The organism is Actinomadura sp. J1-007 (assembly GCF_009793335.1).
GTDB classification, from domain to species: Bacteria; Actinomycetota; Actinomycetes; order Streptosporangiales; family Streptosporangiaceae; genus Spirillospora; species Spirillospora yumaensis.
This window is the reverse complement of the sequence record NZ_WING01000003.1, coordinates 1,047,938-1,060,914: the sequence shown is the minus strand read 5'-3', so window position 1 is coordinate 1,060,914 and position 12,977 is coordinate 1,047,938. Positions and strand designations below refer to the sequence as shown.

Below are 12,977 nucleotides of genomic sequence, written 5' to 3'. Positions count from 1 at the left end.
AGCCGCGCACGCGAAGGAGACCGCCATGCCCACCGCATCACGCCGCAAGCGCCGCGACACCCCGCCGCCCCGGACCGGCGGCAGCGAGCTCGACACCCTGCGCGGGTTCCTCGACTACCTGCGGGACTCGATCGCCGCGAAGGTCGACGGCGCCCCCGAACCGCAGGTCCGGACGGCCGGCGTGCCGTCCGGCACGAACCTGCTCGGCCTGGTCAACCACCTGACCCACGTGGAGCGCGCGACGTTCCTCGGCGACACGGTCACCGACTGGCAGGCGACGTTCCAGGCCGCGCCGGAGGACGGCGCGGCCGAGGTCGTCGCCCGCTACCGGGACGCGGTCGCGCGCGCGAACGAAGTCCTCGACGGGTGCGCCGACCCCGGCGCGCCCCTGCCCCGGCCGCGGCCGGGAAAGCCCGCGCCCAGCGTCCGCTGGGCCCTCACCCACATGATCGAGGAGACCGGCCGGCACGCCGGGCACGCCGACATCCTCCGCGAACTGATCGACGGCGCGACCGGGCGCTGACCCACCACCCTCACCAGAACGGGAACACATGACCCCCGCAACGCGGCCGCCCCGGCGCCGCCCCTCCGATCCGCGCGCGCCGCGGCGGCCCTCGCGCTCGCCCTCCTGCTCGCGTTCCTCGCCGCGGCCTGCTCCACCTCGGCCGCCGACGACACCCCCTCCTACGCCGCCGCCACACGGGACGACCCGAAGTTCAAGAGCGCCTTCAAGCACGAGTTCGCCGACGTCGACGGCGTCCGCATGCACTACGTGACCGGCGGGAGCGGGCCGCCGGTGGTGCTGCTGCACGGCTGGCCGCAGACCTGGTACGGCTGGTGGCCGGTCATGCCGGCGCTCGCCGAGCACCACACCGTCTACGCCGTGGACCTGCCCGGACTGGGGGACAGCAAGGGCTCCCCGGCCGGCTACGACAAGGCCACCCTCGCGCGGTACGTGCACTCCCTGATCGCCGGACGGCTCGGCAGGCGCGACGCCCGCGTCATCGGGCACGACCTCGGCGCGGCGGTGGCGTTCCAGTACGCCGCCCAGTTCCCCGCCGAGACCGCGCGCCTCGGCTACCTCGACCTGCCGCTGCCCGGACCGAAGATCGACGCGGCCGCCTACCGCTCGCTGAGCTGGCACATCGCCTTCCACTCCCAGCGCCGGGTCCCCGAGGCGGTGGTCGGCGACGACGTCCGCGAGTACCTGGCGCTGTTCTACCCGCAGGTCTCGTTCGGCGGGACGGCGTTCGGCGGCACCTCCGAGCGGTCCCCGTTCACCGACGCCGAGATCGACGAGTACGCGCGGACCTACCGCCGGCCCGAGGTCCTGTCGGGCGGCTTCGAGCTCTACCGCTCCCTCGACAAGGACGTCCGCGACACCACGGCGGCGGCGCGGGTGCGCGTCCCGACCCTGCTGATGACCGCCCAGGGGCAGCTCAAGCCCGTCCAGGCCACCGCGTCCCCCCGCATGGCCAACATCGTGCGCGCGGTGGACGTGCCCAAGGCGGGGCACTGGCTCGTCGAGGAGAACCCCAAGTTCGTCACTGCGGAACTGCTCCGCTTCCTCGACGGCTGACCACGCCCCCGGCGTGCCGGCGCGGGGTGCCGTGCGGCGCCCCGCGCCCTGGCGCGTCTCGTTCAGCCGGGCGACCGGCTGCCCGCCCGCGCCGGCGGGGTCGGGTCGCCGAGTTGCGGGACGTGCACCGTCCGCGCGTCCGGCCGTTCGCCGCGCAGGAAGTAGGCGTCGAAGTAGGCGTCCACCTCCTTCGAGCCGCGGTGCACGATGCAGTGCGTGCGGTCACCGTCCTGGACGACCAGCCGCGAGCCCCTGAGCCTCCGCTGCATCTCCAGCGCGCCCTCGTAGGGAGCGGCCGCGTCCTCGGTCGCCTGGAACATGAGGATGTCGTCGGGCAGGTCCGGGGTGCGGCCGATGTCGATCGGCTTTCCGGGCTTGGCGGGCCAGGACAGGCAGGGCGCGTTGAACCACGCGTTGCCCCAGGTGTCGAACGGGTGCTCGCGGTGGATCCGGTCCTTGTCACGCTGCCACTTGGCCCAGTTCAGCGGCCACCGCACGTCGGTGCACACGACCGCGAGGTAGACGGCGTTGCCGTTGTCGTCGGCGCCGCCGGCGGTCTGCGCGCCGAAGGTCCGCGCGAACGTCGCCTCGTCGCCCGCCCTGTAGGCCGACAGCCCGGCCGCGTAGCGGTGCCAGACGGACTGGCTGCGCCGGATGACCGCGTTGAGGATCGCGTCGGTCAGCTCGTCCGGCCCCACGGCGACCTCCTGCCCGCCGTTCGGGTCGGTGTGGCGGACCGGGTCGGTCTTCAGCTTCGCGCGCAGGCCGTAGAAGAAGTCGCGCACCTCGCGCTGCCTCTTGCCGAGGCGGTACACCGAATCGTGCCTGGCGATCCAGCCGAGGTAGTACTCGAAGTTCTCGTCGTACCGGACGTCCTCGCTGAGGTTGAGGTCGTACCAGACGTCGGACGGGCCGACGTTGCCGTCCAGCGCCATCTTGCCGACGTTCTTCGGGAACGTGGTGGCGTACGCCGAGCCGAGGTAGGTGCCGTACGAGCCGCCGTAGTAGTCGAGCTCGTCGTTGCCGAGCGCCCGCCGGATCGACTCCAGGTCCCTGACCGAGTCGATCGTCTTCATGTGGTCCAGCAGCCCGATCTCATCGTTCTCGGCGCACTTCGCGGAGTACTCCCTCGCCCGCTTCGACCACGTCGCGACCGACGCGCGGTCGCCGGTGCCGTAGTCGGGACGCGGGGCGTCGGCGTACCCGCGGTCGCAGGTGACCGCCGGGACGCTCATCCCGACGCCGCGCGGGTCGAATCCGATCACGTTGTAGGCGTCGCGCATCGCGGCGGAGTTCTGCGCGAAGAGGGCCGGCCCGAAGTGAGCGCCGCTCTCGCCGGGGCCTCCCGGGTTGACCACCAGATCGCCCTTGGCCTCGCCCCCGCCGGTGTGCGGCGTCCGGGTGAGCCGCAAAGTGATCTTCGTGCCGTCCGGCTCGGCGTAGTCCAGCGGCACCGCCAGCTCGGCGCACTGCACGATCTTGGAGACCGGGTAGGTCGCGTCGTACCGGTCGTGCACCTGCTCGACGAAGTCGGCGGGACAGCCGTGCCACGTCACCGCGGCGGGATCGAAGCCTCCCGCCGGTGCCGCGGACGGGTCCGCGGCCCGCGCGCTCGTGGCGCCCGGTCCGGTGGTGGCGAGCCCGGTCACGGCGGCCACGGCCACGACAACGATCCTCTTCACAGATCCCCCCCAATGCCCCAGACCGCACGAGAGTATCCGCGCCCCATCAATCCAGCGCCGCCTTTCGGAAGATCCGCATATGGCGAGGGGTTGCCACCTACATTTCTAGTGTTGCATGCTACTCCCACTCATCTGCATCTCACCAATGATGAGTAGTCCATCAGGTCGGGCTCTGGGCGGCCCGCATACCCTCGGCGGGAGGACAGATGGTGGGGAGACGGCGAGGCGGGCCGGAGAGCGGCACGCTCCAGGCGCGGACGATGCGAAGGATCACTTTGCGGATCGTCCCGGTCCTCATGCTCGGCTACATCGTCAGCTACATCGACCGCATCAACATCGGCTTCGCCAAGTTCGGGATGGAGGACACGTTCGGCATGAGCGGCGCCGAGTACGGGTTCGCCGCCGGCATCTTCTTCCTCGGCTACGTGCTGGCCGAGGTGCCGAGCAACATCGCCATGGCCCGGTTCGGCGCCAGGATCTGGCTGACGCGGATCATGGTGACCTGGGGGGTCATCGCGGGCTCGCTCGCCTTCGCGGGCAACATCGAGACGGTCTACGGCCTGCGGTTCCTGCTCGGCATCGCCGAGGCGGGGTTCTTCCCCGGCATCCTGCTGTACCTGACCCGCTGGTACCCGAACGCGTACCGGCCGAAGGCCGTCGCCACGGTGATGGTCGCGATCCCGCTGGCGTCCGTCGTCGGGGGCCCGCTGAACGGGTGGATCCTGTCCACGCTGGACGGCGCGCTCGGCCTGGACGGCTGGCGCTGGATCTTCCTGCTGGGCGGCGTTCCGGCGGTGCTGCTCGGCGTGGTGTTCTTCCTGGTCGTGTCGGACCGGCCCGCCGACGCGCGCTGGCTGACGGCCGAGCAGCGCGCGTGGCTGGCCCGGACGCTGGAGGAGGAGGAACGCGAGCGCGCCGCGTCCGCCTCGCCCGCCCGGCACCGCGAGGTGTTCCGCGACCGCCGGGTGATCGGGCTGTGCGCCGCCTACTTCCTGGTGCTGTCCGGCGCGTACCCGCTCGCCTACTGGATGCCGTCGGTGATCGACGACGTCGGCGAGGGCCTGAGCGGCGTCGAGGTCGGCTGGCTGTCGGCGCTGCCGTTCCTGCTCGCGGCCGTCTGCATGTTCGCCACCGGGCGGCTGGTGCGCGACGAGCGCTCCTCGGTCCCGGTCCAGGTCGCGCTCGGGATCTCGGTGGCCGCGTTCACGCTGACCGCGGTGAGCCTCGGGACGCCGGTGGTGGCGCTGGTCGCGGTCTGCGTGGCGACGATGGCCGCGCAGACCGCCAAACCGCTGTTCTGGTCGCTGCCGACGGCGTTCCTCGCCGGCGCCGGGGCGACCAGCGGCCTGGCGCTGATCAACTCGCTGGGCAACCTCGCGGGCTTCGTCAGCCCGTTCGCGGTCGGCTGGATCCAGGACGCCACGGGCGGCGGCGACGGCCTGTCGATGACGGTGATGATCGCCGCCAACGTGCTGGCGATGGCCGTGATCGCCGGGCTGTGGCTGGCGTCGCGGCGGCCGCGGCCGCTGGCCGCCCCCGAGCCCACCGCGCCCGGCGCCTCCCGGCTCTGATCACCGGACGCCGCGGCGGCGCGGGCGAAAGCTATGCTGGGGGCCACTGACCGGGCCATCGGGACGCGCTCCCGGTGGCCCCGCCCGGTTCCCAGGGAGTTCCTTGCCGACGCCAGCCGACTCTTCCAGCCCAGCCGAATCGTCCAGCAGGTCCGAGCAGATCGCGGCGGCCATCCGCGACGCCATCCGGTCCGGCCAGCTCCAGCGCGGCGTGCTGTACTCCTCGCGCGAGCTGGGCGAACGGTTCGGGGCGTCCCGCACGCCGGTGCGCGAGGCGCTGCTGAGGCTCGCCGACCTCGGCCTGGTCAGGATCGAGCGCAACCGCGGCGCGCGGGTGCTCGGGCAGGACGGCCGCGGCATCGTGGAGCTGTGCAGCCTGCGGGTGCTGCTGGAGCCGCCGGCCGCCCGCGGCGCCGCCGCCGTGATGACCGCGCGGGACGACGCGGCCCTCGCCGCCGAGTTCGAGATCATGAAGGAGCGGGCCGACGGCGGCCCCGAGTACTTCGCCGCCGACGAGCGCCTGCACGACCTGATCATGCGGGCCGGCGGCAACCTGCGGCTCGCCAAGTTCGTCTCCGAGCTCCGCCAGACCCTCTCCCTGGACGGCCGCTACAGCGTTCCGGAGCACCAGCCGGTCGAGGTCGCCCTCCAGGACCACCTCGACGTCATCGAGGCGCTGCGCCGCAGGGACGGCCTCGCCGCCGAGCGCGCGATGCGCAGGCACATCGTCCGCTCGGGCGACCTGCTCGTCGCGCACTCCAGCCAGGACAACCGCGGCCTGCTCGCCGAGTGGCGGCGCTGGGTCGAGGTCGCCGCCCCCGAGGGCGAACACATCCGGTTCTGACCCGTTCCCGCGCGCCTCCCCGGCGCGCGGGCGCCTTCGACGACCCTCGCCGCGCGGGAGACGTCTGCCGCAGAGTTGCATGCTACTCAATATGATTTGTATGTTAATTCTCCTCAGTAGTCCGCTGAGTGAGCTGTGAGACGGCGAAGGAGAAGCCTGTGACCTCCCCTTCCGGGCCCGCCGCGGGGCCCGCCGAACGACAGGAGCCGCCGCCGTACGCGGGGGCCGTCGCCCGAGGCGTCTGGGACGCGGGCGCCGATCTGGTCGGCTACGTCCCGTCCGCGAGCGTCGCCCCGGTGATCGGCGCGCTCGTCGCCGCCGACGGGGGCGCGGACGGCGCGTCCGCGCGGGTGTTCCCGCTGTCGCGCGAGGAGGAGGCCATGGGCGTCCTCGGCGCGCTGCCGCTGACCGGCCGGTTCGGCGCGGTGGTGATGCAGGACAACGGCTTCGGGAACGCGCTGACGGCGCTGACCACGTTCAACGCCGCGTACCACCTGCCGCTGCTGGTCGTGGCGAACACCCGCGGCGGCCTCGGCGAGTACAACTCCATGATCCACACGCTGTGCCAGCACGTGCCGGGCCTGCTGGAGCGGACCGGGACCCGGGTGTTCGAGCTGGACCGGCGCAGCTCCCCGGACGACTGGCGGGCCGTCGTCGGCGAGGCGGGCGCGCACGCCCGGATGACGTTCCGCCCGGTCGTCGTCCTGACGCACTTCTGGTCCACCGACGGAAAGGGCGCCTAGCCGTGAAGCGCATCGAGGCACTGGAGATCCTCGCCGCCGCGACCGCGGCGCTGCCGGTGGTGGTGACCTGCGCGGCGACCAGCCGCGAGCTCGCCGCGGTCGCCGACCGGCCCAACCACCTCTACCTGCTGGACGCGATGGGCCTCGCGGGCTCGGTCGCCACCGGCGTCGCGCTCGGGCTGGACCGCGCCCGCCCGCCCGCGGCGCCCGGCGCGCCCGCGTCGTCCGGCGCGCCGGGCCCGCTCAAGGCGGTGGCGATCGAGGGCGACGGATCGCTGCTGATGAACCCGAACGTGCTGCCGACCGGCGGCTTCCTCGCCCCCCGCAACCTGGTGATGGTCCTGCTCGACAACGGCGTGTACGCCTCGACGGCCGGGCTCCCCACCTACGCGTCGCGCGTCGATCTCGGGGCCCTGGCGGGCGCGTCCGGCTGGAACGTGCTGCGCGCCGCCGGGCCCGGCGAGCTGGGCGAGGCGTTCGGCCGGGCGCTGGAGCTCGACGGGCCCGCGTTCCTGCACGTGCGGATCGAGCCCGGCAACGCGCCGGGCGTGCCGAGGCTCCTGGAGGACCCGGTCGTGATCGCCCGCCGGTTCCGGGACTGGCTGGCCGCGCGCGCCGCGACGTCCGGAGAGACGGCCGGACAGGTCGCGTCATGACGGGCGTCACCACCGTCGATCCGGCGACCGGCGAGCGGCTCGCCGGCTACGCGCACACGACGCCCGAACGGCTCGAAGCCGCGCTCGCGGAGGCCGCGGCGGCGGTCCACCGGACGCGCGGGGCGTCCGTCGGCGAACGGGCCGAGCGGCTGCGCGCGCTCGCCGACCGCCTGCGCGCCGGGGCCGACGGCCACGCGGCGCTGATCACCGCCGAGATGGGCAAGCCGCTCGACCAGGCCCGCGCCGAGATCGCCAAGTGCGCCGCGGTCTGCGAGCACTACGCCGCGCGCCTGCCCGCCCTGCTCGCGCCGCGCCCCGTCGCGCTCGGCCGCGACACCGGCCACGTGCGGGCGCTGCCGCTCGGCACGGTGCTGGCGATCATGCCGTGGAACTACCCGTTCTGGCAGGTCTTCCGCGCCATGGTGCCCGCCGTCGCGATCGGCGACACCGTGCTGCTCAAGCACGCCGACAACGTGACCGGCGGCGCGCTCGCCGTCCAGCGGGTGTTCGACGAGGTCTTCGGCCCCGGCACGCTGACGGCCGTCGTCCTGCCGCCCGAACGGATCGGGCCGCTCATCGACGACCCGCGCGTCGCCGCCGTCGCGTTCACCGGCGGCAACCGCGTCGGCGCGATCGTGGCCGCCCGCGCGGGCGCGGCGGTGAAGAAGACCGTGCTGGAGCTCGGCGGCTCCGACCCGTTCGTCGTGCTGGCCGACGCCGACGTGCCCGCGGCGGCCCGCGCCGCGGTCCGCTCCCGCTTCCTCAACAACGGCCAGAGCTGCATCGCCGCCAAGCGCCTCATCGTGGAACGGGCCGTCCGCGACGAGTTCGTGGACGCCTTCACCGAGGCCATGAACGCGCTGGCCGTCGGGGACCCGTCCGCGCCCGGCACCGACGTCGGGCCGATGGCGCGCGTGGACCTGCGCGACGAGCTGCGCCGCCAGCTCGACGCGACCCTGGGCGAGGGCGGGCGGCTGCTCGCCGGCGGCGCGCGCGACGACCGGCCGGGCGCGTGGTTCCCGCCCGCCCTGGTGGAGGTGCCCGGCCCGGACGCGACGGCGTTCCGGCAGGAGACGTTCGGCCCGCTCGGCGCGCTGCACGCCGTCCCGTCCGCCGAGGCCGCGGTCGAGGTCGCCGGGGCGTCGCCGTACGGGCTGAGCTGCTCGGTCTGGAGCCGCGACGCCGAACGCGCGCAGGCGCTCGCCGAACGGATCGACGCCGGCTCGACGTTCGTCAACCGCGTCTCCGAGTCCGATCCCCGCCTGCCCGTCGGCGGCGTCAGGGCCAGCGGCCACGGCCGCGAGCTCGGCGACCAGGGCGCGTACGAACTGGCCAACCTGCGTTCCACCCGCATCGCCCCCACCCCGAGGAGACTCCGTGACGATCAGCAGCATCCGGGCCCGCGCCGTGGCGATCCCGGTCGACCGGCCCACCCGGATGTCCAACCGCGTCCTCGCCGACCGGCACTACGTCCTGGTCGAGGTCGCCGACGACCGGGGCGGCACCGGGCTCGGCTACACCTACGCCGGGACGTCCGGCGGCCCGCTGACCAAGACCGCCGTGGACGACCTGCTCGCGCCCGTCTACCTCGGCGCGGACGAGGACGACCTCACCGGGCTGTGGGGCCGCGCGTACCAGGAGGTCCTGCTCGCCGGACGCCGCGGCGCGGTGATCCGCGCGCTGTCCGCCCTCGACATCGCGCTGTGGGACCTGAAGGCCAAGCGCGCCGGCCAGCCCCTCGCCGTCCTGCTGGGCGGCTCGACCGCGCCGCAGCCCGCCTACGCCTCGGGCGGCTACTACCGCCCCGGCGAGGGGGAGTGGACCGGCGCGGTGGCCCGCGAGATCGCGTTCAACCGGTCCCAGGGCTTCACCGACCACAAGATCAAGGTCGGCGGGCTCGACGTCGCCGAGGACGCCCGGCGGGTCGCCGCCGCCGTCCGGGCGATCGGCGGCGAGGGGCGCCTCGCCCTGGACGCCAACAACGCCTACGCCTCCGTCCACCAGGCGCGGGCCGCGATCGAGGCGTTCGAGCGCGCCGCCGGGGACGCGCCGCTGTGGTGGTTCGAGGAGCCGCTGTCGCCCGAGTCCGTCGCCGGACACGCCGAACTCGCCCGGCGGATCCGCACCCCCGTCGCGACGGGCGAGATCCACCAGACGCGCTGGGAGGCCCGTTCCCTGATCGAAGCGGGGGCCGCGGCCGTGCTGCAGACCGACGCGGGGGTCGCCGGAGGCGTCACCGAATGGCTGCGCATCGCCCACGCCGCCGACGCGTTCGGCCTCCAGATGGCCCCGCACTGGCACCACAACCTGCACGTCCACCTGACCGCGTCCGTCGCCAACACCCTCGTCGTCGAGTACTTCGCCCTGGAGAAGGGCATCTACAACTTCGAACTGCTCGTCACCCCCGACACCCGCCTCCGCTACGGGAACGGCCAGGTCCACCTCCCCGACCGGCCCGGCCTCGGCATCGACCTCGCCGAAGACGTCGTGACGAAGTACGAGATCCCCGCCTGATCCCGCTCCATCGGCCGCCGCCGGACCCCGCGCGAGGTCCGGCGGCGGCCGACGCGCGCCGGAACGAGGCGTCGCGGGGGACGCGGCGTGAAGGGAACAAGGCGGCCTGGGAACGTACCGCCGACTTCGGCCGCGCCGGGCCCGGGAGGGGCCTATCGTCGCGGGCGCACCGCAGTTGACCGCGCGCCACCGCCGCCGGTGGGGCCGGACGAGCCGACAGGGGAGTGCACATGCCCGTCTACGGCGTGGACGTCGCGTCCTACCAGGGCGAGCCGAACTGGTCGAAGGTGCGCGGGGCCGGGATCCGGTTCGCGTTCAGCAAGGTCACCGAGTCCACGGACTACGTCAACCCGACCTGGCCGCACAACCGGTCCGGGATGCTCGGCCTCGGCGGCGGCTTCCTGCCCGGCGCCTACCACTTCCTGCACGGCGGGAACGGCGCGGCGCAGGCGCGGTACTTCCTGTCCAAGGCCGGGACGTGTCCGGGCTGATGGTCGCGCTGGACGTCGAGGCGTCCGGCGCGAACGCGGCGACCGCGCGCGACTGGGTGCGCGAGTTCAAGGACCGCACCGGCGGCCACCCCGTGATCGGCTACTTCCCGCGCTGGTACTGGGAGCGGACCGGCGAGCCGGACCTGACGTTCTTCGACTCGGTCTGGCAGAGCCACTACGTGTCGGGCACCGGCTCGCCGTCGTCGCTGTACGCCAAGGTGCCCTCGTCGTGGTGGGCGCCGTTCGGCGGCGAGGCGATCTCCATACTCCAGTACTCATCGAGCGCGACGGTCTCGGGGATCTCCGGCCGCTGCGACGTCAACGCCTACCGCAGAACACTCGACGACTTGAGGGCGCTCGCCCTCGGGGAGGACGACATGCCGCTGTCCGGCGAGGACCTGAACAAGATCCGCGACATCGTCTGGAACACCGACACCGCGCCCCGCCCGGCGGGCTCGGCGGAGGGCAACGAGACCTGGCGCCACGTCAACATCCTGCGCGACACCTACTCCAGCGTGCAGCAGGTCAAGGCCGCGGTCGGCGCGCTCGCCGCGCGGATGCCCGAGGGCGACGGGGAGGCCGTGGCCGCGGCCGTCCTCGCGCGGCTCGCCCCGGACCGGATCGCCGCCGCGATCCCCGACCACCTCGCCGAGCAGGTCAGGGACGCACTCGCCGAACGCCTCGCCACGCCGGAGGACTGACCCCCCGGCGGCGGTCGCCCCGCTCCGCCGCCGGTCGCCCCGCGCCGCGGCCGGTTGTCCTGCCCCAGCGGCCGGTCGTCCCGCCCTGGCGGCGGTCGTCCCGCTCCGGCGGCCGGTCGCCCCGCTCCTGCGGCGGTCGTCCCGCTCCGCGCCGGTCGCCCCGCCCCGCGGCCGGTCGTCCCGCTCCGGCGGCGGTCGTCCAGCTCCGGCGGCGGCCGTCCCGCACTGCGGCCGGTCGCCGCGCCCCGCCGCCGCTCGCCCCGCCCTGGCGGCGGTCGTCCTGCTCCGCGGCCGGTCGTCCCGCCCTGCCGCCGGTCGTCCCGCACCGGCGGCGGGCGTTCAGCTTGGCGTCCAGACGTAGGGCGTTGTCGTGGTGACCGGGTGGAAGCCGAGGCGGGCGAGGATCGGGCGGCTGGCGTCCGAGGCGTCCACCTGGAGGTAGCGGACGCCCCGCTCCGCCGCCAGGCGGAACCGTTCGGCGACCAGGGCGCGGTAGATGCCGCGCCCGCGCCAGGCGGCGAGGGTCGATCCGCCCCAGAGCGACGCGAACTCCGTTCCCGGGCGGAACACGAGCCAGCCCGAGGCCACGATCCGGCCGTCCGCCTCGGCGGCCAGCACGACGAGGCCGTCCGGCGCCGCGGCGACCCGGGCGGCGAGGTCGTCGGCCAGCCACCCCATGTCGGCGCCCCAGACCTCCGCCTCCATGTCCGCGATCCGGCGCAGGTCCGTGACCGCGTTCACCTCCCGGAACGCCACCCCGGCGGGCGGCCCCGCCGGGGCTGCGGCCGCGCCGTCCGCCACCCGCGCGATCATGACGGTCTCGGTGTCCTCGGTCGCGAACCCGGCGCGCGCGAGCCGTCCGGTGAGGTCGGCCGGGGTGTCGTGCGCCCGCGTCTTCCACTCCACCGCCTCGCCGCGCGCCGCGAAGTAGTCGCGCTGCCGGACGATCAGCGCGTCCAGATCCGGGCCCTCGACGCCGAGGTCGCGGGGGCCGGTCACCAGGCCCCTGCGCTCGCCGACGATCCGTACCACCGGGCCGTCCCGCTCGTAGAAGACGCCCGGCACCACCGGGGCGGGCTCCCCGCGCAACTGCCCGTCGTAGGCGCCCAGAAGGTCCGAGATCATGCCGGGCAGCGTACCGACCGCGCATTCCCAAGGCTCGGTTTCCGTTGTTCCTCCAGGTCACAGGGCACGCGTGTTGAGTGGACCGGCCGGGGGCGCCCGGTCATGCTGGTGCGCGTTGAGTCGACGGTGAGGAGCAGCCTTGACCCGCATGCACCGGCTCGTTCTTCCCGTCCGGCCTCCTGCCCGGCGGGGCGGGCCGCGGCGCCCGGGACCCGTGCCGCCGGTGGCCGCCGCGTTCGCGCTGGCGTGCGCCGCCGCCGCGTGCCAGGCCGCCGACCCGGGCGCCCCGGCCGCCGTGGAGCACGCGACCGTCGGCGGCGCGCACACGCCGACGGGCGAACGGGTGACCGGGAAGCCGTTCGACCCCGCTCGGGGACGCAGGCTCGCCTGGCGCGAGGACTTCACGCGGCGCGACGTCGGGCCCGGACGGCGCTGGGGCTGGAAGACCGCGGCCTACCCCGACTGCCTGAGCAACCCCGGCAACTTCAAGCTCGACGTCCTGTCGGCCGAGGCGCTGTCGGTCCGTTCGGGCGAGCTGGACATCACCGCGACCGACCTCGGCGACGGCCGCTGGCGCACGGGCCTGGTCACCACCGGAGACTCCTGCGACTCGGGAGGCCGCGGCTTCGAGGTCCGGTCCGGCGACGTGATCACCGCGCGGGTGAGGTTCCCGAGCGTCGCCACCGGGGCGTGGCCCAGCATCTGGACGTGGCGGCAGGGCCGCAACGAGATCGACGTCTTCGAATGGCACGCCGACCGCCCCGACACCCTGGAGTTCGTCAACCACGTCAACCACAGCGCGCGCTACTGGAGCTCCTCGCTCGTGCAGGCCGGCAAGTGGCTGGACATCGCCGTGCGCCTCGGCGAACGGCGCCTGACCTGGTACCTGGGGCACCCGCCCGGCCCCATGCGCACCGCCTACGCCGACCGGCGCGGCGTCGGCCCGGACTTCCACGCCCACCTGGTCGCGGCGATGGCCGTGGACGACGGCGACCTGCACGCGCTGCCCGAACGGGCCCGCCCGTTCACCTTCCAGATCGCCTCCCTCACCGTCCACCGCCCGCGCTGACG

The 12,977-nt window shown here is 74.3% G+C and carries 10 protein-coding genes and 2 pseudogenes; 10 read left to right on the top strand and 2 right to left on the bottom strand.

What is annotated here, in order from left to right; all coding sequences use genetic code 11:
* Positions 1-25 precede the first annotated feature (25 nt).
* Together GEV43_RS46155 and GEV43_RS46150 are read left to right on the top strand one after the other, a co-directional pair.
* Entirely contained in the window at positions 26-523 is a 498-nt protein-coding gene (locus GEV43_RS46155) for a DinB family protein (protein WP_160826875.1), read from the top strand.
* A gap of 240 nt (positions 524-763) precedes the next feature.
* Positions 764-1,579 (top strand): alpha/beta fold hydrolase, encoded by an 816-nt coding sequence (locus tag GEV43_RS46150; protein ID WP_206681755.1) that lies wholly within the window; start codon positions 764-766, stop codon positions 1,577-1,579.
* Between the two features lie 62 nt (positions 1,580-1,641).
* On the opposite strand, the gene GEV43_RS46145 is transcribed toward GEV43_RS46150, so the two are convergent.
* On the bottom strand, positions 1,642-3,261 hold the full coding sequence (locus tag GEV43_RS46145; protein ID WP_160826874.1) for an alpha/beta hydrolase: 1,620 nt from the start codon (positions 3,259-3,261) through the stop codon (positions 1,642-1,644).
* Between the two features lie 260 nt (positions 3,262-3,521).
* Here GEV43_RS46145 and GEV43_RS46140 point away from each other — a divergent pair, with 260 nt between their 5' ends.
* The 7 genes and pseudogenes from GEV43_RS46140 (at position 3,522) to GEV43_RS46105 (ending at position 10,781) form a co-directional block, all read left to right on the top strand.
* Positions 3,522-4,832 (top strand): MFS transporter, encoded by a 1,311-nt coding sequence (locus GEV43_RS46140; RefSeq protein ID WP_206681754.1) that lies wholly within the window; start codon positions 3,522-3,524, stop codon positions 4,830-4,832.
* 103 nt (positions 4,833-4,935) lie between these two features.
* On the top strand, positions 4,936-5,676 hold the full coding sequence (locus GEV43_RS46135; RefSeq protein ID WP_160826872.1) for a GntR family transcriptional regulator: 741 nt from the start codon (positions 4,936-4,938) through the stop codon (positions 5,674-5,676).
* Positions 5,677-5,834: 158 nt separating this feature from the next.
* On the top strand, positions 5,835-6,419 hold the full coding sequence (locus GEV43_RS46130; protein WP_206681753.1) for a hypothetical protein: 585 nt from the start codon (positions 5,835-5,837) through the stop codon (positions 6,417-6,419).
* Positions 6,420-6,421: 2 nt separating this feature from the next.
* Complete coding sequence (locus GEV43_RS46125; RefSeq protein WP_160826871.1) at positions 6,422-7,075, top strand: thiamine pyrophosphate-dependent enzyme; 654 nt, start codon at positions 6,422-6,424, stop codon at positions 7,073-7,075.
* A pseudogene (locus GEV43_RS56905) lies at positions 7,072-8,358 on the top strand (aldehyde dehydrogenase family protein); the annotation flags it as partial. The gene GEV43_RS46125 and the pseudogene GEV43_RS56905, both read left to right, overlap by 4 nt.
* Positions 8,359-8,452: 94 nt before the next feature.
* Positions 8,453-9,589, top strand: a complete 1,137-nt coding sequence (locus GEV43_RS46115) for a mandelate racemase/muconate lactonizing enzyme family protein (protein ID WP_160826870.1) — start codon at positions 8,453-8,455, stop codon at positions 9,587-9,589.
* A 230-nt stretch (positions 9,590-9,819) separates the two neighbouring features.
* A pseudogene (locus GEV43_RS46105) lies at positions 9,820-10,781 on the top strand (glycoside hydrolase family 25 protein).
* Positions 10,782-11,120: 339 nt separating this feature from the next.
* Here the strand turns inward: GEV43_RS46105 and GEV43_RS46100 are convergent.
* Positions 11,121-11,906: a GNAT family N-acetyltransferase gene (locus GEV43_RS46100; RefSeq protein ID WP_160826867.1), complete on the bottom strand. Its 786-nt coding sequence runs from the start codon at positions 11,904-11,906 to the stop codon at positions 11,121-11,123.
* Positions 11,907-12,054: 148 nt separating this feature from the next.
* Between GEV43_RS46100 and GEV43_RS46095 the strand changes: the two genes are divergently transcribed.
* A complete protein-coding gene (locus GEV43_RS46095; protein WP_241684690.1) occupies positions 12,055-12,975 on the top strand; it encodes a hypothetical protein in 921 nt (306 codons plus the stop codon).
* The last annotated feature ends 2 nt before the right edge of the window (positions 12,976-12,977 follow it).